Source organism: Pediococcus sp., assembly GCF_003533255.1.
Taxonomy (GTDB): Bacteria; Bacillota; Bacilli; order Lactobacillales; family Lactobacillaceae; genus Pediococcus; species Pediococcus parvulus.
In genome coordinates, this window is record NZ_DOEM01000001.1 from 97,523 (window position 1) to 123,683 (window position 26,161).

General features: G+C 38.4%; 21 protein-coding genes and 1 pseudogene. 1 reads left to right on the forward strand and 21 read right to left on the reverse strand.

All coding sequences use genetic code 11. From position 1 onward, the window contains the following. Window positions 1-3: 3 nt before the first annotated feature. The 13 genes and pseudogenes from DD627_RS00450 to DD627_RS00500 form a co-directional block, all read right to left on the reverse strand. A complete protein-coding gene (locus DD627_RS00450) occupies window positions 4-2,202 on the reverse strand; it encodes a sigma 54-interacting transcriptional regulator (protein WP_260274413.1) in 2,199 nt (732 codons plus the stop codon). A gap of 515 nt (window positions 2,203-2,717) precedes the next feature. Then, window positions 2,718-2,909: pseudogene (locus DD627_RS09165) on the reverse strand (ribulose-phosphate 3-epimerase); the annotation flags it as partial. Between the two features lie 136 nt (window positions 2,910-3,045). After that, on the reverse strand, window positions 3,046-3,267 hold the full coding sequence (locus DD627_RS09170; protein ID WP_147206655.1) for a beta/alpha barrel domain-containing protein: 222 nt from the start codon (window positions 3,265-3,267) through the stop codon (window positions 3,046-3,048). Between the two features lie 176 nt (window positions 3,268-3,443). Next, the gene (gene ffh / locus DD627_RS00455; RefSeq protein WP_260274412.1) at window positions 3,444-4,877 is read right to left on the reverse strand and encodes a signal recognition particle protein; all 1,434 of its coding nucleotides are present in this window, start codon (window positions 4,875-4,877) and stop codon (window positions 3,444-3,446) included. A gap of 17 nt (window positions 4,878-4,894) precedes the next feature. Beyond that, on the reverse strand, window positions 4,895-5,236 hold the full coding sequence (locus tag DD627_RS00460; protein ID WP_260274411.1) for a putative DNA-binding protein: 342 nt from the start codon (window positions 5,234-5,236) through the stop codon (window positions 4,895-4,897). A 16-nt stretch (window positions 5,237-5,252) separates the two neighbouring features. Further along, window positions 5,253-6,374, reverse strand: a complete 1,122-nt coding sequence (gene ftsY, locus DD627_RS00465; protein WP_057782422.1) for a signal recognition particle-docking protein FtsY — start codon at window positions 6,372-6,374, stop codon at window positions 5,253-5,255. After that, a complete protein-coding gene (smc, locus tag DD627_RS00470; protein WP_260274410.1) occupies window positions 6,371-9,940 on the reverse strand; it encodes a chromosome segregation protein SMC in 3,570 nt (1,189 codons plus the stop codon). The genes ftsY and smc overlap by 4 nt, the downstream gene beginning before the upstream one ends. A gap of 18 nt (window positions 9,941-9,958) precedes the next feature. Further along, complete coding sequence (rnc, locus tag DD627_RS00475) at window positions 9,959-10,660, reverse strand: ribonuclease III (protein ID WP_068807329.1); 702 nt, start codon at window positions 10,658-10,660, stop codon at window positions 9,959-9,961. 130 nt (window positions 10,661-10,790) lie between these two features. Next, window positions 10,791-11,036 carry an acyl carrier protein gene (gene acpP / locus DD627_RS00480; protein WP_057783534.1) on the reverse strand — a complete coding sequence of 82 codons (246 nt, stop codon included), beginning with the start codon at window positions 11,034-11,036 and terminating at the stop codon, window positions 10,791-10,793. Between the two features lie 81 nt (window positions 11,037-11,117). Beyond that, window positions 11,118-12,128, reverse strand: coding sequence for a phosphate acyltransferase PlsX (gene plsX, locus DD627_RS00485; protein ID WP_260274408.1), 1,011 nt, complete (start codon window positions 12,126-12,128; stop codon window positions 11,118-11,120). Between the two features lie 20 nt (window positions 12,129-12,148). Further along, a complete protein-coding gene (gene recG, locus DD627_RS00490) occupies window positions 12,149-14,200 on the reverse strand; it encodes an ATP-dependent DNA helicase RecG (protein WP_057783530.1) in 2,052 nt (683 codons plus the stop codon). Window positions 14,201-14,257: 57 nt separating this feature from the next. Then, window positions 14,258-15,934: a DAK2 domain-containing protein gene (locus DD627_RS00495; protein ID WP_260267644.1), complete on the reverse strand. Its 1,677-nt coding sequence runs from the start codon at window positions 15,932-15,934 to the stop codon at window positions 14,258-14,260. A 39-nt stretch (window positions 15,935-15,973) separates the two neighbouring features. Beyond that, window positions 15,974-16,336, reverse strand: a complete 363-nt coding sequence (locus DD627_RS00500) for an Asp23/Gls24 family envelope stress response protein (RefSeq protein WP_057748240.1) — start codon at window positions 16,334-16,336, stop codon at window positions 15,974-15,976. A gap of 392 nt (window positions 16,337-16,728) precedes the next feature. Between DD627_RS00500 and rpmB the strand changes: the two genes are divergently transcribed. Beyond that, window positions 16,729-16,914 (forward strand): 50S ribosomal protein L28, encoded by a 186-nt coding sequence (gene rpmB, locus DD627_RS00505; RefSeq protein WP_046870836.1) that lies wholly within the window; start codon window positions 16,729-16,731, stop codon window positions 16,912-16,914. Between the two features lie 52 nt (window positions 16,915-16,966). Here rpmB and DD627_RS00510 read toward each other — a convergent pair whose 3' ends face one another. From DD627_RS00510 to priA, 8 genes are read right to left on the reverse strand one after another with little or no spacing between them, the layout of a single operon-like run. Beyond that, window positions 16,967-17,614, reverse strand: a complete 648-nt coding sequence (locus DD627_RS00510; protein ID WP_260274403.1) for a thiamine diphosphokinase — start codon at window positions 17,612-17,614, stop codon at window positions 16,967-16,969. After that, window positions 17,614-18,270: a ribulose-phosphate 3-epimerase gene (rpe, locus tag DD627_RS00515; protein ID WP_260274402.1), complete on the reverse strand. Its 657-nt coding sequence runs from the start codon at window positions 18,268-18,270 to the stop codon at window positions 17,614-17,616. Before rpe ends, DD627_RS00510 begins: the two co-directional genes overlap by 1 nt. A gap of 3 nt (window positions 18,271-18,273) precedes the next feature. Then, entirely contained in the window at window positions 18,274-19,191 is a 918-nt protein-coding gene (rsgA, locus tag DD627_RS00520) for a ribosome small subunit-dependent GTPase A (protein ID WP_260274401.1), read from the reverse strand. 15 nt (window positions 19,192-19,206) lie between these two features. Then, window positions 19,207-20,691 (reverse strand): Stk1 family PASTA domain-containing Ser/Thr kinase, encoded by a 1,485-nt coding sequence (pknB, locus tag DD627_RS00525; RefSeq protein WP_260274399.1) that lies wholly within the window; start codon window positions 20,689-20,691, stop codon window positions 19,207-19,209. Further along, a complete protein-coding gene (locus tag DD627_RS00530; RefSeq protein WP_057783517.1) occupies window positions 20,692-21,435 on the reverse strand; it encodes a Stp1/IreP family PP2C-type Ser/Thr phosphatase in 744 nt (247 codons plus the stop codon). Between the two features lie 6 nt (window positions 21,436-21,441). Continuing rightward, entirely contained in the window at window positions 21,442-22,779 is a 1,338-nt protein-coding gene (gene rsmB, locus DD627_RS00535; RefSeq protein ID WP_068807350.1) for a 16S rRNA (cytosine(967)-C(5))-methyltransferase RsmB, read from the reverse strand. Continuing rightward, window positions 22,776-23,726 carry a methionyl-tRNA formyltransferase gene (gene fmt, locus DD627_RS00540; protein WP_057783512.1) on the reverse strand — a complete coding sequence of 317 codons (951 nt, stop codon included), beginning with the start codon at window positions 23,724-23,726 and terminating at the stop codon, window positions 22,776-22,778. The genes rsmB and fmt overlap by 4 nt, the downstream gene beginning before the upstream one ends. Window positions 23,727-23,741: 15 nt before the next feature. Further along, window positions 23,742-26,156, reverse strand: coding sequence for a primosomal protein N' (priA, locus tag DD627_RS00545; protein ID WP_260274397.1), 2,415 nt, complete (start codon window positions 26,154-26,156; stop codon window positions 23,742-23,744). Between the last annotated feature and the right edge of the window lie 5 nt (window positions 26,157-26,161).

Sequence of the window (26,161 nt, forward strand, 5' to 3'; positions counted from 1 at the left end):
TATTCACCAATACCAGAAAGTGTAGACCCTTTGATCTGAATCAATTAATGCATCATATTCAAATGATTTTACAGACAAATTTGACAACATACTCTGAGGTAAACTTTCTATCAATAATTTTTGAATTTGTTTTGCTGTACCAATATCAGTCAAACAAGTTGTGATTATCAAGTCTTTTTTATTTTTTTGATAGAGCATCTTACCACTTTGAATACAATGATCAGGTATTTTTTTAACAATTTGTTCTAATGAAATACCGTGTGTCATTTTTTCTCCCGCATCCACCACCATTAATGTTGACACGTTATCAATCAAACCAACTGTAAAACCCAACTTCATTTCTAGTTTTCTTACAATGTCCGCTGGAGAACCCATATCTATAAAAACCAATGTGTCCTTACGATGTTCATCATTCCTAAAATAATATTCAATCTTCTCAGCCATCTCTTTAGTATCAGAGTTTATCGGCATATCAATTGCATCAAAGATATTATTTTTCAAGAGCCTATTAACGACATTAGCAATACTACTGGCAGTGGCATATCCATGGGCTAATATAAGTCCGTGAGTTGTAATATTGTTTTGTTTAACATGTTTTTCCAACAAATTTCCGAGAATAAATAATTTATCACTTTCATCTAATACAACACCAGTATTCTCAGTAATACTGTTAATAAAACTATTTAAAACATGATCGGAGAGTCCGAGATTCTCAATTAAACGTTGATTAATGGTATTTATAACTGGTATACTTTCGTTTTTGATTTGCCAATTCAAATGTTTTTTAAAATATAAATAGTAACCAATCACAATACCTGTATTTCCATCTAATTTCATATTATAATCGTCTCGAAAAAAATCAATAATTCGATTAATCTCAGTAGAGTAATAATTAATTGGCATATCTGACTGAGCGTGTTTAAAAACAAGATAATCGTTAAAATCATTTACAGCATTGTAGCAATTTGATGCTAGTTCTCCGAAATCCATAGTTTCCCCACCCGCAGATATTGAATTTGTGATTAAAGAAATCATTCTATTTAGTGCATTATCATTACTTCCCTTTTGTGAAATTATATCAGGTAACGTCGTTTGAGGTGTGATGATCTGTAGTTCTTCTTGATTTTTGTGAAACGAAATTTTCTTTGATTGTTCTGGTTTCAATAATAGATCTCCATTATCATGAATAATTGACATTGCAACAATTTTCTTGATTTTAGATTTCATACCACCAATATTATCCTTGTATCGAACTTTAACCAATTCATCTATCAACTCAGGATAAATTTTGAATTCTCTATTGACAATTTTACTTTCCGCCATAAAGAATGACCAAATTAACTCCTTTTTCTCTGATAAAGTTCTTTCATAAATACTTGGGACTTTAATTTTAACTGGTATCCTTCTTATAAACGTTTTAAGAAAAGAACTACCAAGAGATTCTGTTGTTGCAAAAAGTAACCTCACATTGAGTTGCCGAGGATGCGTTGCCTCACCAACTCGATAAACTACACTATCGTCCAAGTATGTAAATAATTTTTCTTGACCATGTGCTGATAACCTCTGCACTTCATCCAAAAAAAGAACTCCGTTTTGTGCTTGCTCAAATATACCAACGTGGTCTTCTTCTGCACCCGTGAAAGCTCCCTTTTTATATCCAAATAATGAACTGGTTAACAGCTCCGGATTATCAGCATATTGCGCACAGTTAAAACTTATAAATGGCGCATCACTTGAAACCAAAGATTTTTCTTCACAGTACTCGTAAAACTTTTTTGCCAAATAACTTTTTCCGGATCCAGTTTCTCCAGTTAATATTGTTGGCAACCCTTTACCAGGGTACATAGCAGCAGCCCGTAATTGTTCCAAGATTTGATATAGAGAAGCATCATGACCAATGATTTCACTAAAGGGGTCCTTTTTTTGATTTTTCTTCATAAAATCATGCAAATCTCTTAAGCTTTGAAAACCATCCAATTCACCATTACCGCCATTATTCAAAAACCATTCCCTTCCTATAAAAATAACCGGTCTAGTACTTATTTTCAGTAATCTTTTTGAATGAACCAGTAGATTTAAATAGTGACTTGCTGTATTTCTTTTTAATTTAAACTTTTTAGAAACTTCAAAAGCATTTGAAGTCTTAAAACTTAAATTTTTACTCATTTTTTCAATATAGTCATCAATTTCATTAATTAACATCAAATTCACCCCCTGTTTCGAAGCAACGCAATCGCTTACATGCTAACATATGTGCATAAAAAAGCGCAGCCATTTTCACGAGTTTGATTGCGTCTTTATAACTTAAGTTTCATTTCACTCTATATTTGTGTGTCGCCTTTGCATATTCCTTTCAATTTGATGTAACTGCGCTTTTAACTGAAGAATCAGTCCTTCCATATAAAGAATTCGAACAAAGATCCCATCGGCCGAATGGAACTTTTTGAACTAGTATTCTTACTATCGGATTTTATAAACACATAGTGATCAGATAGCTTGAGCAAAGGACTCGACATATTTGCAACAATTATCATTACTTTACTACCAGCTTTTTTTGGCTTTTTTAATTCTGTCAATTATTTCTGGATTAGCTACCGAACCCGAAACTACTATATACAAATCATTTTTTAACTGCATAAGTCGATTACCAAACACTGGGCAACAATTACGGAGCGATCATTACCATCGGCAAAAATTTTTTAACATTAATTTTGATTTTATCCATTATCAGTCACTCTCAAAAGTTTCTTCAGATTTTCTCTAGCAGTTTTCAATTTTACTATACAGCTACCAGAAACAAAGTCATCGCAATTTGCGCACATGAAAGTTTGAATGTTGCTACTTTTAATTCCACCATCAACCGCAATTCTATAGTTCAAATTACCATTCTTTCGTTTTTTATCGAGCCAGTTAACTTTTTTGGCTCATTATAAGAACATTTTTGACCAACTCGATCTAGGCAAGTTAACCAAAACACGATGAATTAATGGCAATAAATATTTTATTGACTCTGGAGAAGAAACTGGATTCAACGTAATACCTGAATCAATACCTATCAATACCTAAGTTATTAATCTTAGTTATTAAGTAGTACAAATCTTCATTGCAATTACGGTGCATAGTGATTGCACTAGCATCAGCTTCTACAAACCTATCCAAGTATTTTTCTGGAGAAGAAACCATTAAACCATGTAATTTCTTAAAAATTACCAAATAAATAAAAAAGCACCCAGAAACGACTTCTAATCTCGTTTCTGGGTGCTTCATCTCTTGGAATATGTAGCATCTAAATAGACGAACATATTCTATCTTTTATTTTGTATTTAAACTCCAACTAGCAACCTTAATCACTATTTTCATCTAAAAACTTTCCAAAATCATCAGCACTTTATACCAAATATCGCAGTGCTCTTACAGAAAGCTTTGAATTTATTGGCCTAATCCTACTTATTTCGCCGATTTTTCTTCATACGTTTTTTCTTATTTTTCTTGACCTTACGGACCATGGAATTCATCGCCATCTTCGAGAGACGACCACCTACGCCCTTACCCAACAAACCATCCATACCGTTGAAGTTACCTTTAGACATTTGGTTCATCATTTTTTTCATTTGACCAAACTGTTTAATCATTCGGTTAACTTCAACCACTGGTCGACCAGACCCACCAGCAATCCGACGACGCCGGCTTGGGTTCAACAAGTTTGGATCTTCCCGTTCAGCAGGAGTCATTGATAGTACGATCGCCTTCATATGAGCCATATCTTTAGGATCAATATTAGCGTTCTTTAAAGCAGGGTTATTGGCCATCCCTGGAATCATCTTCATGATATCTTCCATAGATCCCATATTTTGCATTTGATCCATTTGATCAACGAAATCGTTGAAGTCAAAACTATTTTCCCGGATCTTTTTGGTCACATCTTGGGCTTGTTTTTCGTCGTACTCTTTCTGAGTCTTTTCAATCAAGGTGAGCATATCGCCCATCCCCAAAATTCGGGAAGCCATTCGATCTGGATGGAAGACATCGAGATCAGTCATCTTTTCGCCTTGCCCAATAAACTTAATTGGTTTACCAGTCACCGCGCGGATTGAAAGAGCAGCACCACCACGGGTGTCACCATCTAACTTAGTTAAGACAACGCCCGTCACATCCAACTGATTATTAAAACCTTCAGCTGTATTGACCGCATTTTGACCAGTCATGGCATCGACAACTAACAGGATTTCATTTGGATGAGCTAATGCTTTGATTCGAGAAAGTTCATCCATCAGTTTTTCGTCAATTTGTAAACGACCGGCAGTATCAATAATGACATAATCATTATTTTCTTCATCCGCTTTTTGCAAACCTTGACGCACAATCTCAACGGGATCAACATCAGTACCTAACTGGAAAACGGGCACATCAATTTGTTGTCCAACTTGGATCAACTGGTCAATAGCGGCAGGCCGATAAACATCCCCTGCAATCATCAATGGCCGCGCTTTTTGTTCATTTTTTAGCTTTAAAGCTAATTTACCAGCAGTAGTAGTTTTACCTGCCCCTTGTAAACCAACCATCATGATAATTGTTGGTATTTTAGGTGATTTGTTTAAGTCAACAGCTTGATCACCCATGATTTTAACTAACTCATCATTAACGATTTTGACAATCTGTTGAGTTGGATTTAAGCCCTTTAAGACATCCGCACCAATTGCTTTGTCACGAACTGTTTTAACGAAGTTTTTAACAACGGTAAAGTTAACGTCGGCCTCTAATAAGGCCAACCGAATTTCACGCATTGCTCCTCGTAAATCCGTTTCGGAAATTTTACCTTTTTTTCTTAATTTACTAAAAGCATTTTGAAGTCGATCTGTTAAACTTTCAAAAGCCATGGATTAGTCCCTACCTTTCATTCTCCCTCAATTGATTCTAGGTTATCTACTAATTGTAGAAGCGTTTTATCTTGTGCGTAATTGTTTTTAACATAGTCCATTAAACGATCCGTTTGGTGATTGCGCGCCAAAAAATTGCCATAAGTATGCAGTTTTTCTTCGTAATCTTCTAAAATTTGAACTGTTCTCTTAATATTATCATACACTGCTTGCCGACTTACAGTATAATTTTCCGCAATTTCGCCTAGTGAATAATCATCGGCATAATAAAGTTCCATGTAATTACGCTGTTTTTTGGTTAATAAGCTCCCGTAAAATTCAAACAGAAAATTAATGCGGTTATTTTTCTCAATCTCCATTTAATCACACTACTTCCTATTTGGCCGGCTCCAGAAAGCCACTAAACAGACCGTCGACAAAGTCTTTAGGTGAAAATGGACTTAAATCGTCCACCTGTTCGCCAAGTCCGACATACTTAACCGAAAGATGAAGTTGATTGCGAATTGCCAAAACAATCCCACCTTTTGCAGTTCCATCTAGTTTCGTCAAAATAATTCCAGTTACGTTGGTAGTTTCCTTAAAAATCTTAGCCTGACTCATTGCGTTTTGTCCAGTTGTTGCATCTAAAACGAGAAGAATCTCTTGCGGCGCATGCGGAATTTCACGTGTAATAACCCGTCGCATCTTATCAAGTTCCTTCATCAAATTAACTTTATTTTGCAATCTACCGGCTGTATCTACCAAAACCAGATCATAATTTTCGGCTTTAGCCTTTTTAACAGCATCAAATACAATTGCTGCTGGATCACTTTTCTCTGGTCCCGAAACAACCGGAACCCCGTCACGTTTACCCCATTCTTGTAATTGCTCGATGGCACCTGCTCGGAATGTATCACAAGCAGCTAGTAACACTTTTTTACCGCGCTTCTTAAATCGATTGGCAAGTTTACCGATACTAGTAGTTTTACCAACACCATTTACACCGACAAACAAGAACACACTGGGCCCTTCAGTTGCAAAAACCAAGTGATTATCTTCTTTTGTACCGTTGCGTGTATAGAGTGAAACCAATTTAGATACGATCAAGTTCGAGATAACTTTTTGATCGTTTTCGTGCTTGGCTTCAATTTCTTCGCGCACTTCATCACTAATCTGAACAGCTGTTTCAAATCCGACATCAGCGCCAATTAAAGTTTCTTCTAAGTCATCATAAAAATCATCATCAACCCCACTAAAATTTGTAAATAGGGCGGTCAGCTTTTGACCAAAAGTGCGGCGTGACTTTTCCAAACCACGGTTATAACGATCGATTTCTGCTGCTTCTTCGCTCGTCACATTTTGTGGATTAACTTGCGTATCAGCTGGTGAAATTTCAGGCTCTTCAGGTGTTTTCTTTTCTATTGTTTTTTCTTCGTTTGCTTTTTGTTCTAACGCTTGTTGCGCCAAAGCTTCTTGTTCTTCAAGTTTCTTTTTCTTTCTTCGACCAAATATACTCATTGCGTGCTGGTCTCCTTTCGTGAAACATCTTCAAGTGATACAGAAGCCATCTTCGAAACTCCGGATTCTTGCATCGTGACCCCATATAAGACATCGCATTCTACCATTGTACCCTTTCGATGGGTAATCACAACAAATTGGGTCTGGTGACGGAAATTGCGGAGATAATCTGCAAAACGCGCCACATTTGCGTCATCAAAGGCAGCTTCAACTTCATCCAAAATACAAAATGGCACTGGGTTAACTTCCAAAATTGAAAAAAGCAATGTAATCGCCGTTAGCGCCCGTTCACCACCAGAAAGTAAACTTAGTCGCTGAAACTTTTTACCAGGTGGCTGTGCCTTAATTTCCATCCCTGTGGTCAGTAAATGCTCAGGATCTGTTAATTCCAGTTTCGCCTTGCCACCACCAAACATTTTGACAAAGACTTTCGAAAATGAGGCTGAAATCTGATCAAAGGTGTTCTTAAAGCGTAATGCCGCTTCAGTATCAATTTCGTTGATCGTTTCAAGCAACTGCTTTTGCGAAGTCATTAAATCATCTTTTTGAGTGGTTAAAAATTGATAACGTTCAGATACCCGTTGGAATTCTTCAATCGCACCAACGTTTACTTCACCAATTTCGGCAAGACCCTTTTTAGCTAACTTAAGTTCACGTTGTAACTCATCTGGAGCTACAGCTATACTTTGTGCTTTGGCTAATTCCAAGCTTAATTGATATTTCTCACTTAAATCATTCAAGGCGTGATCAACTTGCTCTGACAAACGAGTTTGCTTGATTTTAATAGTTTGCAACTCGTCACTTGAAACGGAACCGAGCTCCTGAACGCGTTGCAATTCTTGCTCTTTTTCAGTTAAGGATTGATCAAGCTTGGTAAAACTTGCTTTCTGGTCTTCCAATTGCATTTTTAATTCAGCAATCGCTTTTTTACTTTCAGCCAGTTCTTTTTGTTGTGCCTCATTTTTAGAACCAGTCGATTCCTTTTCTGAGCGTATCGTTACCTGGCGTTTTTTAGAATTTTGCACAAGCAGCTGCGTTTTTTCAATTGTTTCTTCAAGCGCATTCAATCTCGTTTTTGCTTGGGTCAATGTGACCTGAGCATCTGTCAATTGATCCCGATAGTGCGCGAGTGCTTGTTGACTTTTATCCTGTTTTTCATGTAATTCAGTGAGCCGCTGTTTATATGAATTGGTATCGGTTGAAATCTTCTCCAAGTCGGCGTTCAATTGTTTTTCCTGTTGACTTAGATCCGCCGATTGGGTTGTGAAATCAGATTGTAAATCACCATTTTGCTGTGACTCATACTTAACAGCAACAATCCGACGATCCAACTCTGTGATCTGATTTTTGGAAATGGTTAGTTTTGATTGACCATCTTTAAACAAATCATTAGTGACATTAAATTGTTGCCTTAATTCGCTACCCTTTGTTTCGGTGGCGGCTAGTCGCTGCTTTAAATCCTGAACTAAAGCTTCACGACTAGCCAATTGTGTTTTCATTTGGCTAACCTGTTTCGCCAAATTACTCCGTGCTTGCTTTTGGGTCAATAATCCAGCAGTTTGGTGACGATTCACACCACCAGTCATCGAACCAGACGGATTAATAATTTCGCCATCTAAGGTTACGATCTTCAAACGAGTTGACAATTGCTTAGAAATCTTTGAAGCCTGCTTTAGATCCGTTGCCACACACACGTTACCCAGTAAAAACTGTTTAACCAATCCCCACTTATCAGAAGTTTGTACCAGATCTGCGGCAATTCCCTCTACACCCTCTAAATTCTCTAATTCATGTTGCACTTTAGCTGAGACTTGTTTGGCATGAATTCTTGAAAGAGGCAATAAAGTCACTCTTCCGGCGCGTTGCTTAGTCAAATACTGAATAATTTGGCGCGCATCCTGATCATTTTGAGTAACTAGTTGCTGAAGCTGGCCACCCAATACAGTTTCAATCGCTTTTGTGTATTTATCAGGAACTTCCAGTAATTCGGAAACAACGCCAATTAGACCCGGAAATTGTGTCTTATTTTTTAAAACGTTTTGCACACCTTGATAATAGCTACGAAGTTCTACATCTGAATTACTGAGCGTTTCTAACCTAGTCTTTGCTTGTTGATAAACCCGTAAAGCATCTAGCCAACTATCCTGACTTTGTTTTTGCTGTTCAGATAACTTTTGATAGTCACTTAAAGCCTCTTTTAATGTGTTTTCGGCAGTTTGGGCGTCCTTTTTTAAAGTCTCTACGCGCTTTTCTTGATCTTTAAAGCCAGCCGTTAATTCATCAAGTTGATCTTCTAATTTGCGCAGATCAGCATTGACATGCAATTGCTGTTGGCTATCTTGTTCATACCCTTTTTTTAGATTGACCTGTTCATTGTGAACTTGTGCCACCTGTTGCATTTTCTCAATATAAGTCGTCTGCAACTGATCAATCGTAGCTTGAATCTCAGTCTGCTTTTTTTGAATTTCTTTTTCAGACAAACCTGCTAGTGCTGACTTAATTTTTTCAACGGTCTGTTGATTAGCAGCAACCTGTTGATCTAATTCTACTTTTTGTGCCTGGTAATCAGTTAGTTTTTGCGAATTAGCCTTGATGGTTTCCGCCAATTCACTGAGTTGTTGATCTTGATACTTAGTTTTTTCTGAACCGACATTTTGTTGACCGGCCAAATTCTCATACCTTTTAGTGGTATTCAATAAGTCAGTTTGTAAATTATCTTTTTTTGATTCTAAAACTTGGCGTTGTTGCTTTAATTGATCAACCGTGATCGTCAAAGTCTTTTTTTGTTTCTGATATTGATCAACTAACTTTTCAGCAGCGGTTACTTTATCAGTGATTGATTGGCTTTGGCCTTGTAAACCCTCAATTAACTGAACTAATCGTGTTTTCTCCAACTTATCAAATTGCTTTTTTTGATCAACGTAATCTTGAGCCAGACTACTTTGTTCTTCCAAAGGCTCCAGTTGAGACTGGAGTTCGGCGATTAAATCACTCACTCGGTCCAAATAATCGTTCGTTTTGCTTAGCTCTGATTCGGCTTTTTGTTTATCTTGTTTATAACTCAAAACGCCGGCGACCTCTTCAATAATGACCCGTCGATCTTCTGGTTTACTATTAAAGATTGCTTCAACCCGACCCTGAGAGATTACAGAAAACGAATCGCGACCTAAACCAGTGTCAATAAACAGATCCAACACATCTTTTAGTCGACAGTCATTTTGATTAATCAAATACTGACTGTCACCATTACGAAACAATTTACGTGTCACACTGACTTCTGTAAAATCAGTCTTCAAAAAGTGATCCGAATTATCAAATGTAATGGTCACTGCCGCCCGATTAAGAGGTTGTCTGCTTTGTGAGCCCGCAAAAATGACGTCGGGCATTTTTCCCCCACGTAAACTTTTAGCTGACTGCTCGCCCATGACCCAACGGACAGCTTCAATAATGTTACTTTTGCCACTTCCGTTTGGCCCGACAACTCCGGTAATTCCGTCTTCAAAATTAATCGTGGTTTTATCGGCGAAGGACTTAAAGCCACTTATTTGTAAGGACTTAAGTTTCATTAACATCAAACTCCTAATCTAAGCATTCTTTACCCGTAACTTTTGCAAGGCATCTTTGGCAGCATCTTGTTCCGCTAATTTCTTGGACTTACCCGTGCCAACACCAAGTTTTCGATCATCGGCAAAAACAGCCACTTCAAAATCTAGATCATTATCGGGACCTGCTTCGTTTAACAACTCATAATGAATCAAGACGTCGCCATCACGTTGCAAAATTTCCTGTAAATTAGTTTTGTGATCAATCACGTGATCAAAAGCACCAGTATCCAATTTAGGAAAAATAACTTGGTGCACAAACTTTTCAACAGTTTGTCGGCCCTGGTCTATATAGACTGCCCCAACAAAAGATTCAAAAATATCACAAAGAAGTGAATCACGATTCCGAGCGCCAGCCTTTTCTTCACCCTTACCAAGCCGGATGTATTGATCAAAATGGCATTCACGCGCAAACTGACTAAAACTAGCTTCACAAACCATAGCTGCTCTCAAACGAGTTAGCTTTCCTTGTGGCATTTCTGGATAACGTTTAAAAATATATTCGGAGACAATTAACTGTAAAACTGCATCCCCCAAAAATTCGATTCGTTCATAAAATTTCAACCCTTGATTGGGATGTTCATTGACATATGACGCTTGAGTTAAAGCTTCGTCCAATAAACTTTCGTCATGAAATTCAATTTGAAAATTCTTCTTTAATGCTTCATCAATTGATTTTTTCAAAAGTTTCATCCTTCCTTAAATACTCACTATAACATTATAGCTTTTTTTAGCGAAACTGCCTACTACATCGCCATTACAGATACAAATTGAGACCGGAACAAAACATTCCAGTCTCAAAAGTGGTCATTTTTTATTTCTTTTGATTGGCGGTAATGAAATCAACTGCTTCACCGACTGTGGAAAGCTTTTCAGCATCCTCATCAGAAATTTCCGCGCCAAATGTATCTTCCAATTCAAGAACAAATTCAACAATATCAATTGAATCTGCATTCAAATCAGTTTTAAAGTTCAAATCGTTTGTAACTTTTGCTTTATCGACATCAAAATGATCCACAATGATATCGGTAATCTTGGTAAATACCTCTTCTTTAGTCATGTGATACTCCTTATATCTTTTAATTACATCAGATAAGTTTAATGTTTTTCTTGGGTATTGTCCACCCAAAATGAGAAGATTTTATTTTTTATCAGTTGGCCGCGCTGCAAAATAGTCTGCCAAATTCTGAGTCAAATTTGATTTAACCATCGAGCGGAGTTGACGTAAAGCATTAGATACCTGAATCTCATTACTTGATCCATGTGCTTTAACAACCGGCGCTTTTACACCTAACAGAACCGCACCACCATGTTTTGAATAATCCATTTTATCTTGAATCACTTTAAAAGCCGGCTTTAACAGCATTCCACCCAATTTGACCTGCACGCCAGAATCCAAAATAGTATGTTTGATTAATTTTAGCATCGATAAGGCGGTTCCTTCTGTATTTTTAAGAACCGCATTGCCTGTAAAACCATCCGTAACCACAACATCTGCCTTACCGGCTAAAAGCTCACGAGACTCAATATTACCCACGAAATTCAAGTTAGGATCGTCTTTGAGTACCTGGTAGGTCTCTTTATGCAGCGGATCACCTTTGTCTTCTTCAGCACCGTTATTTAATAAAGCAATCCTTGGATTCGTGACCCCCATTACGTTACTACTGTAAAAGTTACCGAGGACAGCAAACTGCTGCAAATTCTTCACTTTGCTTTCCGCATTTGCACCAACATCTAGCATCGTAAATGAATCTGGTGAACCCTCTAATGCAGGTAGCGTCGTGGTCATTCCTGGTCGATCAATCCCTTTAATTCTGCCAATAATAAATAAACTCGCAGCTAATAATGCTCCCGTATTACCGGCTGAAAATAGTGCATCAGCTTTTCCCTCTTTAACAGCTTGAGCGGCTAACACCAAAGAAGAGGTCTTTTTTTGACGTACCGCCCGAACCGGTTCATCACCCATCGCAATTTCTGAATCTGTATGAACAATGGTAATCCGTTCACCATTGTTAAGATATTTTTTTATCTGATCTTCTTTACCAAACAGGGTAAATTTAACATCTGAATACTTGTCCCTGGCCAGCTCAACGCCTTGAACATTTTTTTCTGGTGCATAGTCGCCACCCATAGCATCAATTGCTAATTTCATTTTTATCCCTCATTTTCAAATTAATCAAAATTGGCATTTTTTTGCATAACAATCGTTAAATAATCACTTAATTTTCTAAATTGCTTGTCTATTTGCCAATCTTCTTCGTTCACAATTTTACTAGCCTCTAGTTGCGCCGTTTGCAATGCCCCAATATCCACAACGGGGTCGCCAACTCGAAACTCAGGAATACCTGACTGTTTACTTCCAAACACGTCACCAGAACCCCGAAGTTGCAAATCAGCCTGGGAAATTTTAAACCCATCGTTCGATTGAGTCATAATCTTCATGCGTTTAATCCCAGTCTCATTTTTAGGATCAGCCACCAAGATACAGTAAGCCTGATCTTGTCCACGTCCAACGCGTCCCCGTAATTGATGCAATTGTGCTAATCCAAACCGATCGGCATCATAAATAATCATGACTGTTACGTTGGGGACATCCACCCCTACTTCAATAACAGTGGTTGAGACTAAAAGCTGAAATTCATTGTCCTTAAATTGACGCATAATTTCATCTTTTTCATTAGGCTTCATTCTACCATGAAGCAACCCAACTTTATAAGTTGGTTCAAATTCGGTTTGCAATTGATCGTAGAGTGCCATCGCATTTTTCAAATCTAAAGATTCTGATTCTTCAATTAATGGTGTAACCACAAACGCTTGGTGACCAGCTTTAAATTGTTTTTTCACAAAATCCAGCATACCACGAACATTACTATTTTTGACCCAGCTAGTTAGCACTGGTTTTCGACCATTAGGCATTTGATCAATCGTGGAAACATCCATTTCCCCATAGGCTGTGATTGCCAAAGTTCGGGGAATTGGCGTTGCTGTCATTGCCAAAACATCAACATCAGCACCCTTTTTGCGCAAGGTTTCCCGTTGTTTAACCCCAAAACGGTGCTGTTCATCAATAATAACTAAGCCGAGCTTTTTAAACTTGACATCATCTTGAATCAACGCATGGGTCCCAATCACTAAATTGATATCACCCTGTTCAATTCCCGCCAATAACGCCCGTCGTTGCTTGGACTTTGAGCCAGATGCACCGGTCAACAGACCTATATTCACACCCATCCCTTCGAATATCTTGGTGAGGTTATTGGCATGTTGCTCGGCCAAAATTTCTGTGGGCGCCATTAAGGCCGTTTGGTAGCCCGCTGTAATTGCTGCAAACATGACAATTGCTGCCACAATTGTTTTTCCGCTCCCAACATCACCTTGCAACAGGCGGTTCATTCTAATCGGCCGTTTGAGGTCATAACAAATTTCATTAACCACGCGTTTTTGGGCATCCGTCAATTCATATGGCAAACTCGCAATGAATTTTTTTAATTCATCAATATTGTATTCAATAGCCGTTCCATTTTCTGTTTGATCTCGTTTTTTGAGTACTTGTAATTCCATTTGAAAAACGAAAAACTCTTCAAAAGTTGCCGTTCGCCGGGCAATTTTTGCCGATTTTAAATCGTCAGGAAAATGTAAATCATGAATCATTGTTTTGCGATCAATTAATCGGTACTTCTCAATTAACGTTTCTGGAATAATATTAGCAATTTTATCTTGAAATTGTTCAAAAGTTTGCGTAACCAATTTTTTTATCGTGTTTTGGCGAATATGTTGACTAGCAGGGTACACCGCATCAATTTCTGAAGAATCACCGCTTGAAAATGGCAATAATTTCATTCCAGTTAAACTTCGACGTCGTGCATCCCATTTGCCATAGACGGCAAACCTTTCATCAATTGTGACTTGTTTTTTTATCCAGGGTTGATTAAAAAAAGTGACCATAACAGATTCTTGATCGGTTAATAGACGAAAATTCAGGCGATTCTTTTTTCTGCCATAACGGGCAATAACCGGCTCTGAAGCTACAGTACCCTCTAAGGTTACTTTTTGTTGATCCACTAAGTCCGCCATGTTTTGAGGTCGTAAATCCTCATAACGAAACGGAAAATAAAGTAACAAATCTTCAATTGTATAAATCCCTAACTCATTTAGTGCTTTTGCGCGTTGTAGCCCAACGCCGCTAAGAACTGAAATGGGTGAGAAAATTGTGTTTTCAGTCATACATCGACTCCCTAACTACAAAAAGAGGCTGACAAATTTCCAACCTCTTCACATTACTTATTCAACTGAGACAATAAACGGATATACCGGCTGATCGCCTTCATGAACTTCAATTTCAAGTTCATCGTCTAATGCTTGAACGGTACTCTCAAGTTTTTCAGCATCGGCCCTTTTAGCATCTTTGCCATAAATGATAGTCACAATTTCACTATCCTCATCCAGCATCAATTTAACCATTTCACTGGCCGCTTCAAGGATTGTCGGTTTTGTAGTGGCAATTGTGCCATCAATGATACCCATGAAATTGCCCTTTTTAATCGTTTTGCCCTGCACTGTCGTGTCCCGAATAGCAGTTGTGACTTCACCATTTTTAACAGAAGATAAATTATCTTCCATTGCAGTGACATTATCATCTAGTTTGCTATCCGGATTAAAGCCCATTAAAGCTGTCATTCCTTGTGAAATATTACGACTATGCACAATTTTAGCTGGAATGTCCGCCACTTCAATTGCCTGCTCAGCGGCTAAAAAGATATTTTTATTATTTGGTAAAATAATTGCCCGTTTCGCATGGGACTCATTAATTGCCGAAACAATATCCGCAGTACTTGGATTCATAGTTTGTCCGCCACTAATAATGTGGGTCACCCCAAGACTTCGGAACAACTTATCAACACCTTCGCCAGAAGCAATTGCAATGATCGCCGTTCCGTTTGTATCCGGAACTGTCTGTTCTGCTTCAACTGGATCGTCTTTTTCAATGATTTCTTCTTGCTGCTGACGCATGTTATCGACCTTAACTGTTGCAAGATCACCAAACTGCTGTCCCCAAGCCAATACTTTGCCAGGATGTTCAGTATGCACATGCACTTTAACGACATCATCATCATTAACAACTAAAAGTGAATCACCCAATTTAGCCAGATAATTATAAAAGGTATCGTAGTCAAAATCTTGTTCGACTTGTAATCCCTTGCCGATTCGAACCATAATTTGTGTACAGTAACCGTATTTGATATCAGCGGGATCAATCTTACCTTGAACACTTTGATGATGTTTAGCATCGACCATTTCATCCATCTGTTCTTCATCAGGTTGGTCCACTTCCGCTTCTGTACGACCGTTCAAAACATCATCAAAAGCATCAAAAACAAACGTCAAACCTTGACCACCAGAATCCACAACCCCAACTTCTTTTAAGACTGGCAAAAGATCGGTTGTCTTTTTCAAAGCTTCTTTACCAGCTTTTGTGACAGCATCCATAACATAAACAATATCATCTTTTTCTTCAGCAGCGTCATTTCCTGCCTTAGCGGCTTCTCGGATGACAGTTAGAATAGTTCCTTCGGTTGGTTTCATAACGGCCTTATAGGCTGTCTGAGCCCCGTCAGCGAACGCCTGCGCCAAATCATCAGCATTTAAAGTTGCTTTATCTTCCACACTTTTAGAAAATCCACGAAAAATCTGAGATAAAATCACACCAGAATTACCCCGGGCACCCATCAAGAGGCCTTTAGCAAGTGCACCAGCCAATTTACCAACATGTTCGCTTGGTTCATCCATTTCATACTTTGCGCCGCTCTCCATTGATAAACTCATGTTTGTCCCAGTATCACCATCGGGAACTGGGAAAACATTTAATGAGTTAATAAAATCGGCATTACGTTTTAACTTTCGCGCACTTGCCTGAATCATTTGATCAAATTCTTGGTTCGTGATTTCAGTAGTTGCCACTTTCAATTCTAAATTCCTCCTCGTTTTAGTCCTTCGTAACTAGGCTTCTAGTACCTTTACACCCTGGACAAAAACGTTCACAGAGTTTGCCGAAACACCTAACATTGATTCCAAATTATATTTTACTTTCGATTGCACATTTTTTGAAACTTCAGAAATTTTTGTGCCATAACTGACAACAATGTACACATCAATTGCCACACCATTATCTTGTTGACGGACAACAACGCCCTTAGCATAATTTTCTTTACGTAAGATCTCATTTAAATTATCACGAATCTGATTCTTACTTGCCATACCGACAACACCATAATTATCTGTTGCGGCGCCACCAACAACTGTGGCAATGACATCATTGGATACATCTACAGTTCCATTTTTTGTTTGAATTTTTACAGCCATCAAAAATAGCCTCCCTTAATCGTGATTCTTATATCAACGATATTTTACCATACTTCAACAAACCAAGAAACGCAACCACCTTTTAGACAATTATTTGTTAATCTCCACCAAAAGGTTATTTCATTGGTATTCAACCGGAAAACTGCTCACTTTTGTATGGTTACAAGTAATTAGCTATCGTCACGTCGGAAAAATTGTGCTAAACTCATCAAGAACAATTAGTCGCTTAATTAAACCCACTTAAATCTCTACTTATGGTTGTTAAAACGAACTGTCAAGTAAAATTACTTGAAAGAAAAGTATTGCAATCGCGGGGCATATATGATAAGTTATTTAGGTGAGTTAAAAAGAATTCTATGATAAATATAGAAGCGACAAAGGAGGATTTTAAAATGGCAAAAGACTTTGTCACCGGTCGTCGTACCCACTTTGGTAACACACGTTCACATGCTTTGAACCACAGTCGCCGAAGCTGGAAACCAAATTTGCATAAGGTCCGCATTCTTGTGGATGGAAAACCAAAACGTGTTTGGGTTTCTGCTCGAGCATTGAAATCAGGCAAAATTAAACGTGCATAAAAAAGATTGAAGCTATCAAAGGCTTCAATCTTTTTTATTTGTACTTATTTTTTTATTTAGGTAAATCACGACTATAAATGGCCGCCACCATTCCTGCTGAAAAACTAATTGTAGCTTTCTCACTAATGAACTCATTGCTGACATAAACAATCGGATTCTCATCAGATTGTTTATGTAATCGATATTTTTCATCTGGTAAGGTTAGATTCCCCACGTTACCTAAAGTGACAATTGATAAATACTTATATTGCGGCTGTTTCAGCAAAACATGTTTTCCCGGATTAAAAAACAAAAAAACATTCTGTCGATCTATCAATTGGACTTGTTGCGCATATTTTCTAAATTGTGGCTTTAAAAACATAAAAAAATTACTCAAAAAATGATCTTGCCGACCACCAGTCGCCCCATAAATTTTTACTTCATCAGCATGCAGCAATGTAAAAGCTTTGGATACTGCCAATTCGGTATCTGTATCATCTTTAATAGGATTGACTTGGATAATCTTCGGCACAAGACGTTTTATTTCTGAGAATTCTGTTTTGCTCATGGAGTCAAAATCGCCAATTGCAATTTGAGGCACAATGTGTTGACGTAACAAAAACAGGCCTCCCCGATCAACGCCAATCCAGTTTTCTTTTTGATTAAAGATCTTTTCTGGATAGAACTGTTGGGGTCCACCTGCTAATATATTTACTTGCATTAATCTGTCGTCCTCGTTTTAAGCTTTTTAATTTGTGCGATTGGATCCTCACTATTGAATACATACGATCCGGCCACCGCAATGTCTGCTCCCGCCTTATAAACTGAAACTACATTTTCATCATTAATTCCCCCGTCAACTTCAATCGCAAAATTATTCTCACCAGTTTGACGAAGCTGATTAAGACGTTGAATTTTAGGCAACATTTGAGAGATGAATTTCTGACCTCCAAAACCTGGGTTCACGGTCATAACAAGTACCTGATCCACAATCGGCAAAACATCTTCCACCAAGCTGATAGGAGTTCCCGGATTCAACACAACTTCAGCTTTTACACCATGTTGTTTGATCATTTCTAAAGCCCGATAAATATGTGGCGTACTTTCAACGTGGACACCCACAATGTCGGCACCTGCCTGACAAAACTGAGTAACAAATCTTTCTGGATTTTCAATCATTAAATGACAGTCCAATGGCATACTTGTGATTGGTCGAATTGCTTCAACCATTCCTGGACCAAAGCTTAAATTAGGGACAAATTGACCATCCATTACATCAATATGTAAAAGGTCTGCCCCACCTTTTTGAGCAATTTCAATATCCGGTTTTAAGTCTACAAAATTAGCACTTAAAATTGATGGCGAAACTTTAATCATAACTTATTTCCCCTTTTTCTTAGAATAGCCTTTGCGCTGATAATCTGGCTTTTGGTCTTTAATAAGGTTAAAAAATTGAACGTAATTTTCATACCGACTTGGCATGATTTGGCCATCTTCTAAAGCTTTTTTGACAGCACAATTCGGTTCGTTAATGTGTAAACATTCTCGGAATCGACAGTTTAAACCAATTTGAGCAATTTCTGGAAACAGCTCCTTAAGATCCTCCAAACGCATTTCAAAAACTGTATAACTTGAAAATCCTGGCGTGTCAGCTACCAATCCATCACCAACTGGGAATAAAGCCACTTTTCTAGTTGTATGTTTCCCACGATTGAGAGCTTGTGAAACCTCACCCGTCTGTAAAGCCAGTCTCGAATCAATATGATTTAAAAGAGTTGATTTGCCAGCACCTGTTTGGCCCATAAAAATAGTTAGCTTATTGGCAGACAAGGCCTTTAAACTTGCAAGATCTTCAGAATCAAAAGCTTGCCAAGCTAGATAAACCTCATAACCAATTTTCCGATAACCATCGGCCATTTGTTCTAAATGTGCTTGCTTGTTTTCGGGAGTCAAATCACCCTTTGTAAAATAAATAATTGGAGAAATTCCCTTTTCTTCCAAAGTCACTAACTGTCGATCCAGCAGGTTCGCAGAAAAATCTGGTTGCACACAAGCCGTAACGACGACCGCTTGATCAATGTTCGCTAAAGGTGGCCGAACTAATTCATTTCGGCGTGATTCAATTTTTAAAATGTACCCTTCGTTTTTGGCATGGCCTTCAAATTCAACCCAATCGCCCACAAGAGGAGAAATTTTCTGTTTACGAAAATTTCCCCGCGCTCTTGTACGAAAAATTTTGTCCTCACTCTTAACGTCGTAAAAACCACTTAAAGATTGAATAATCTGTCCTTTTTGCATTAAAACCCTCCAACTCTATTTAGTTACCGAAAAGCTGATCGTCGTGGCTCTGGGCACCACAACCTGATCAGGAACCACACTTTGATAAATAATTTTTCCACGATCAAATTGAGTAGTTTGAATAGATCGTTTTTTGACCTTGAACCCTTTTGCTCGTAATTTTTTGGCAACTTTGGCATATGAATTGCCAATGTAGTTATCGACCACATAGCTATTAGGTCCCTGACTAATCACCACATTCACTGCCACGCCCGCCTGAACCTGCTTTTTCTTACGTGGAAGTGTTTCAACCACTCGTTTATAGTCAATTTTTTGATCTCCAGTCCGTGTAATCTGTCCTACTTTAAGATCATGTTTCTTTAATACCACCGTTGCTTGTGCCTGTGTTAACCCAGTAACATTTGGAATCGTCACAACCTTGGGAAAACTCAAATAAAATGCTAATCCAATGCCAAAAATAAATAAAATTAGCAATCCAAAAAAGAATGCTATTTTTTTCCGGAGCGGATGACGATTTCTTCTTTTTTTGCTTTTAGTTGACTGCTGATCCTTTGAACCATTTTGGGAAATAGCCTTCACCTCAGCCACATCTTTTGGATTTGGTTGAAAATCAGAGGCATCCGCAATAATCGTTTCATCCGTTAGAGACGGTGCAATAAAACGACTGTCTTCAGCTCGCCTTACTGACAGTGCCGTACTAAGGTCGTCTGCCATCTCAGAAACTGAATTATAGCGATCAAACGGATTTTTAGCCGTTGCTTTTAAAACCACATTTTCCAAAGCTTGCGGTATTCGCGGATCAAAATCTCGAACATAAGGAATTTGATTCTGATAATGTTTAATTGCGATGGATACCGCGTTCTCCCCTTCAAAAGGGACACGACCCGTTAACATTTCATAAAGAATAATTCCCAATGAATAGATATCGGACCGTTTGGTCGCTAAATGACCACGAGCCTGCTCTGGTGATAAATAGTGAACCGAGCCCACGACGGCATTTGTCTGGGTAAGCGTTTGTTCTTCTTGAGCCAGGGCAACTCCAAAATCAGAAATTTTAGCATTTCCTTTTTTATCCATTAAAACATTTTGCGGTTTTAAATCGCGATGAATAATATCATGAGCATGGGCCGTTGCGACACCACTTAAAATTTGTTCCATGATATCAATCACTTGCTGATAGGGAATTGGAAAGTGTTCCTTAATATATTGTTTTAGATCCGTTCCATCAACATATTCCATTACCAAATAATGGATGCCGTTATCTTCCCCTACGTCATAAACACTGACAATATTAGGATGCACTAATTCCGTTGTTGATAGGGCTTCGCGCTGAAACCGTTGAATTGTCTTATCATCATTTTGAAGATCAAAACGTAATAATTTAACCGCTACATTTCGGTTCAAAATTAAATCGTGAGCCAAATAAACGTCTGCCATCCCACCTTCGCCAAGTGAGCTAATAATGCGATATCTCCCATTAAGCGTTTGATTAGGTGTCATCTATTTAGTCACCCCATCATCTGCTTGAATAAGGAGCACCGTAACATTATCACGTCCTCCCGCCTGATTGGCAAATTCAATTAATTTTAAGCACTTTTCTTCCAACGTGATGGAACTTTCTAAAACATTGGCAATTATTTGATCGGTAACCATATTCGTCAAACCATCAGTACATAAAAGAAGCTGATCGTCATGCTTCCATGCATATGTATGCACATCAATATCTGAATTAGCAGAAATGCCCAATGTTTTTGTAATAATATTTTTTTGCGGATGTGTACGGGCTTCTTCCGGAGAAAGCTCTCCTTTTTTGATCAACTCATTAACTAACGAATGATCTGAAGTGAGTTGTTTTAACTCGTTACCTTTAAAAAGATAACACCGACTGTCCCCTAAGTGGGCCACGATAAACTGATTCTCAAGAATAATTGTGACCACAATTGTAGTTCCCATACCATTCAAATCTGAATACTTTTGTGAGGTTTCAAGAATCTCGTCATTTTCTTGGGTCACTTCGGTTTGCAGCCAATTTACTGCGTTAGTGACGTCACTAAAATCCGTATTTTGAAACAGATATCCGAGATGAGAAACGGCCATTTCAGAAGCCACATCCCCACCTTGACGCCCACCAATTCCATCAGCGACAATACTAAATAAAACGTTTTTTTTATTTTTAAAAACGCCCACATAATCTTGATTTTCATCACGGTGATTCCCAATGTCAGACTGAAAAGCATACTTCACAATTAATCACGCTCTCTTTTGTAAACAAGCAATAAAAAAGCCATCGGATTCAAAATCATCCGGGTAAATATTCAAATATGGCGTTGTTCTCGACGATTTCAACTGCTTTTTTGTTGAAGTCTGAATCAGCTCAAATTCAGGATGAAGTTTCAAAAAATCAGTCATCGTATTTTCATTTTCTTGTTTTAGTATGGTACACGTACTGTAAGTTATTATACCGTTATTTTTTACTTTTGCAGCTACGGCATTTAAAATTTCTAATTGAATTTTGTGCAGCTTTTCACTATCAGTTAATGCCTTTTCATAACGAATTTCAGGTTTCCGCCGTATAAGACCAATTCCTGAACATGGTGCGTCCACTAAAATTCGATCAAAAGAATTATCTTCTGCTAATAAATCGATTTTACGAGCATCCAAAGCCTTCGCTTCAACTTGAGTATTTAATCCCATTCGTTTCGCATTCGTACGGATTAGAGCTACCTTTTTAGGATGTAAATCCAGTGCCAAAACGTGTCCATTTTCACCAACTTGTTGTGCGATATGAGTGGTCTTTCCCCCAGGCGCTGCACAAGCATCCAAAACTGTCATGCCAGACTCTAGTTGCATTGCTTCAGCAACCAACATGGCACTCTCATCTTGAACAGTCAAAGAGCCATTTTGGAAAAGCTCTGATCTTGCCACACTCCCATTTGAAACCACAATTCCATCTTCTGCTACTTCACTGGGGATCACTTTATATTCATGGGCGTTCAAATAGTCAACGGCTTGGACTTGAGTTATCTTCTGCGTGTTAATTCGGGCAGCCTGACGAGCAGGCTGATTAATTGACGCAAGAATCCGATTTGTTTTTGACTCACCAAGTTGAGCGTCTAATTCCTTAATGATCCACGGAGCCACACTATACTTAACACTACGATAATTTTTTTGATCTTTAATAGCATCTAATTCTGGGAATCCTTTTCGCTGCATGGCATGTAAAACACCGGTCACAAAAGCACGGATACCACTATGGCCTTCTGTTTTGGCAATTTCAATGCTTTCGTTAAAAATAGCCCTTGTTGGTACTCGATCCAGATAAACCATTTGGAAAACGGCCGTTAACAATAACTGGTGCACCCAATCCTGCACTTTTTTGCCCTCAACAAATGGGGATAGAAAATAGTCTAAAGTCAATTTATGCTGAATCACACCATAGACAATTTCCGTCAACAAATTGATGTCTAATTGTGACAACTGACTGTCTGCAATGATATTTTTCAGTTCAATGTTCGAATAGGCACCTTTATTAACTTTTACTAACACATCAACCGCTAATGCTCGTGGATTTCGTTGTTTATCTATCATAACTTGATAACCTGCTCACCTTCGTAAAATGCCTCTTGACTTCCGTTTAAATAATCAGTGATATCCATCTGTGGTTTGCCAGCCGGTTGAACACGGTCTAAACGAACTACACCATTTTTGCCGGTTGCAATCAACAACTTGTGCTTTGTTTTTTCTACAACTTGACCCGGCAATAGGTCAGTAGTTTGATCCAAAGGGGTGACCTGCCATAACTTGGTCCGCAACCCATTTAAGATCACAAAACTAACTGGAAATGGTCGTAATGCACGAACTTTGGCATCGACCAATTTTGCAGATTGACGAAAATCAACTTGTTCTTCTTCAGGTTTAATATTTGGTGCAAACGTTACTTTTTCTTCGTCTTGTTCAACACCTGCAAGCTCACCCGCAATCAATTTGGGTAATGTTTCGTTTAATAGATTTCGGCCCAAAATGCTTAACTTTTCAAACATTGAACCCACATCATCTGTTGCTTCAATCTTGATTTTTCGCTGGGCAAGCATTTTACCTGCGTCCATCTTCTTAACCATATAAATAATGGTTATTCCCGTTTCCGACTCACCATTCATAATGGCATACTGCACAGGAGCCCCACCACGGTACTTAGGTAATAGTGACCCATGGACATTAACAGCCGCCAGTTTGACCGAATTAATTAATTTCATTGGTAAAAATTGGCCAAAAGCTGCGGTTACAATTAAATCGGCATGCAACGCAATTAATTGAGCCATTTCTTCAGAACCACTAATTTTTTCTGGTTGGAAAACAGCAATTTCATTTTCTACCGCCACCTTTTTAACTGGCGACATCGTTAGGTTATGTTTTCTTCCAGTGCGTCGATCAGGTTGGGTAACGACAGCTTCCACATTATAATCTGGATTTTGAATTAGACTCTGTAAAATAGGGACAGCAAACTGCGGGGTCCCCATAAAAATAATGGATTTCATTTGATAAAATTCCTCCTACATAAATGATTGTGGTTCGGCATCAATCGATAACTGAATGCCTTGACGATAATCACTTTGAGATTCCTGTAAAATTTTGGTAACAGCTGTATGGAGATTGGGTTCATGTTTATATTTAATCACAATTTGATAATAATATTTATTTTTGACCCGTGCAATCGGTTTAGGTGTAGGGCCCAAAACAATGGCATCAGCACTTAACTGCGGTCGCAATTCTTTTAAAACAGCAAACATTTTTTGGGCCGCCATTTTTTCTTCTTTATGGGCTGCAGTAATCTGAAGTGTGAAGTAATAGGGCGGGTACTTTCCCTGATGACGAATGTACATTTCTTTTCGGAAAAAGTTTTCATAGTTTTGAGTCTTAGCCAGCTGAATGGCATAGTGGTCAGGATTAAAGGTTTGCACAAACACTTCTCCTAACTTATCAGCACGCCCTGCACGTCCACTTACCTGCGTCAACAATTGAAATGTGCGTTCACTAGAACGGAAATCAGGCAACTCTAAGGCGGTATCCGCATTAAGCACACCAACGAGTGTCACGTTGGGAAAATCTAGTCCCTTGGCAATCATTTGCGTCCCCAGCAAAATGTCTGCCCGACGTTCACCAAACTGACGTAATATTCTTTCATGTGCCCCTTTACGCCGAGTGGTATCCACATCCATTCGTAAGATTCGTGCACTAGGAAACTTGGTCTTCAACTCTTGTTCTACTTTTTCTGTTCCGGTCCCATAATAACGAATTTTTCGGCTATGACAATTAGGACACTGTTTAGGAATCGGTTCTTCATGACCACAGTAATGACATTTCATGCTACGACTACCCATGTGTAGAGTTAACGAGATGTCACAGTTAGGGCATTTCAGAACAAACCCACAATCACGGCACATGATAAACGAGGAATACCCCCGCCGGTTTAACATCAAAATACTTTGTTGTTGCATGTTCAAACGTTTATCAATTGCATTTAGTAAAGGTTGCGAAAAGTTTTGATCAGCACCTGTTTGCAATTCTTCACGCATATCAATAATTTGAACTTTAGGCAATGGATGTCCATTAATTCGATTGGGTAACCGCAATAATTGATAAACTTGCCGTTCACTTCGCGCTCTTGATTCTAAAGAAGGTGTGGCACTACCGAGTACCAATGGGCAATTGTAAAACTTGCTTCGCCACTGGGCCACATTTCTAGCATGATATCGCGGTGCGTCATCTTGTTTATAACTGGTTTCATGTTCTTCATCAATAATGATGACGCCCACATTTTCAATGGGCGCAAAAATTGCCGACCGTGCACCAACCACGACTTGTGCTTCATGGCGTTTGATTCTGCGCCATTCATCAAATTTTTCTCCATCCGAAAGGCCACTGTGTAAAACGGCCACTTGTTTGCCAAACCGGCCCTTAACTCTGGTAACCATTTGAGGCGTTAAGGCAATTTCTGGAACCAACATAATAGCTGTTTTTCCTTTAGCAAGCGCGTAAGCAATCGTTTGTAAATAAACTTCTGTCTTGCCACTTCCAGTGACTCCTTCAAGCAAAAAAGTCTTCGCTTGGGACTTCTCAATACTTTGAGAAATCTCATCAAGGGCTGTTTGCTGTTCCTGATTTAAAGTAAGGGGCGTCGTTTTCCCTTTAAACTCTTTATACGGATCGCGATATTGCTCTACTTTTTTACGTACCAGCCATCCTTTCGCCTCGCCAGCTTTAATTGTTGCTGAACTGATGGTAAGTTTCTTTTCTAAAGTCGTTTGAGAAACTATTTTAGACTGGTTAGCTAGAAAATGAACAAGATCACGCATTTTAGTGGCATTTTTTCGAAGAGAATCTACAATTCCAGATTCTTGTTCCGCATTAATGTGAGACTCAATTTGAAAAATCTGTTTTGTTTGTGCTTGGTTTTTAACGCGATACACAATTTCAATTTTGCCTTGTTTTCGAAGCTTAGATAACTCACTTTGTTGTAACGGTGAAAGCGTGTCCGTTTCAAAATCTTGCCACTGAGTAGATGGCAAAATATCAGCTAACTGTTCTTCACTCATCTGATCATCAACAATTTTCAGTTGCTTACTATACTTTGCCCGCATCACATTTGGTAACATCGTTAATAAACAAGTAATTTGGAATGAAAATGTGGTATCTGCTAGCCAACGAGATAATTGAATTAATTCCGTGTTTAAAACTGGTTCTAAGTCCATCAAACTTTCAATTGATTTCAGCTGATCAGCATCAACTTCTTCCATTCCAATTTGAACGACAAACCCTTGCACTTTTCGATTACCATTACCAAATGGAACCACAACCCGCATGCCAACTTGAAGCTCATTTGTCAGTTGTTTAGGGATTAAATAAGAATAAGGACTATTTGTCTGCATCGTTGGAACATCAACAATTATTTTGGCAACTTGGATCATAATTT

Excerpts from the sequence above, each read along its gene's own strand:
- DD627_RS00460 (WP_260274411.1), bottom strand. The coding sequence starts at position 5,236 with ATGGAGATTGAGAAAAATAACCGCATTAATTTTCTGTTTGAATTTTAC.
- DD627_RS00500 (WP_057748240.1), bottom strand. The coding sequence starts at position 16,336 with ATGGCTGTAAAAATTCAAACAAAAAATGGAACTGTAGATGTATCCAAT.
- fmt (WP_057783512.1), bottom strand. The coding sequence starts at position 23,726 with ATGAAATCCATTATTTTTATGGGGACCCCGCAGTTTGCTGTCCCTATT.
- rpe (WP_260274402.1), bottom strand. The coding sequence starts at position 18,270 with ATGATTAAAGTTTCGCCATCAATTTTAAGTGCTAATTTTGTAGACTTA.
- smc (WP_260274410.1), bottom strand. The coding sequence starts at position 9,940 with ATGAAACTTAAGTCCTTACAAATAAGTGGCTTTAAGTCCTTCGCCGAT.
- DD627_RS00510 (WP_260274403.1), bottom strand. The coding sequence starts at position 17,614 with ATGCAAGTAAATATATTAGCAGGTGGACCCCAACAGTTCTATCCAGAA.
- recG (WP_057783530.1), bottom strand. The coding sequence starts at position 14,200 with ATGACTGAAAACACAATTTTCTCACCCATTTCAGTTCTTAGCGGCGTT.
- acpP (WP_057783534.1), bottom strand. The coding sequence starts at position 11,036 with ATGACTAAAGAAGAGGTATTTACCAAGATTACCGATATCATTGTGGAT.
- DD627_RS00450 (WP_260274413.1), bottom strand. The coding sequence starts at position 2,202 with ATGTTAATTAATGAAATTGATGACTATATTGAAAAAATGAGTAAAAAT.
- rsmB (WP_068807350.1), bottom strand. The coding sequence starts at position 22,779 with ATGATAGATAAACAACGAAATCCACGAGCATTAGCGGTTGATGTGTTA.
- rsgA (WP_260274401.1), bottom strand. The coding sequence starts at position 19,191 with ATGCAAAAAGGACAGATTATTCAATCTTTAAGTGGTTTTTACGACGTT.
- priA (WP_260274397.1), bottom strand. The coding sequence starts at position 26,156 with ATGATCCAAGTTGCCAAAATAATTGTTGATGTTCCAACGATGCAGACA.
- ffh (WP_260274412.1), bottom strand. The coding sequence starts at position 4,877 with ATGGCTTTTGAAAGTTTAACAGATCGACTTCAAAATGCTTTTAGTAAA.
- pknB (WP_260274399.1), bottom strand. The coding sequence starts at position 20,691 with ATGACACCTAATCAAACGCTTAATGGGAGATATCGCATTATTAGCTCA.
- plsX (WP_260274408.1), bottom strand. The coding sequence starts at position 12,128 with ATGAAATTAGCAATTGATGCTATGGGTGGCGACTATGCACCAGAAAAA.
- DD627_RS09170 (WP_147206655.1), bottom strand. The coding sequence starts at position 3,267 with ATGAAGCACCCAGAAACGAGATTAGAAGTCGTTTCTGGGTGCTTTTTT.
- rpmB (WP_046870836.1), top strand. The coding sequence starts at position 16,729 with ATGGCAAAAGACTTTGTCACCGGTCGTCGTACCCACTTTGGTAACACA.
- ftsY (WP_057782422.1), bottom strand. The coding sequence starts at position 6,374 with ATGAGTATATTTGGTCGAAGAAAGAAAAAGAAACTTGAAGAACAAGAA.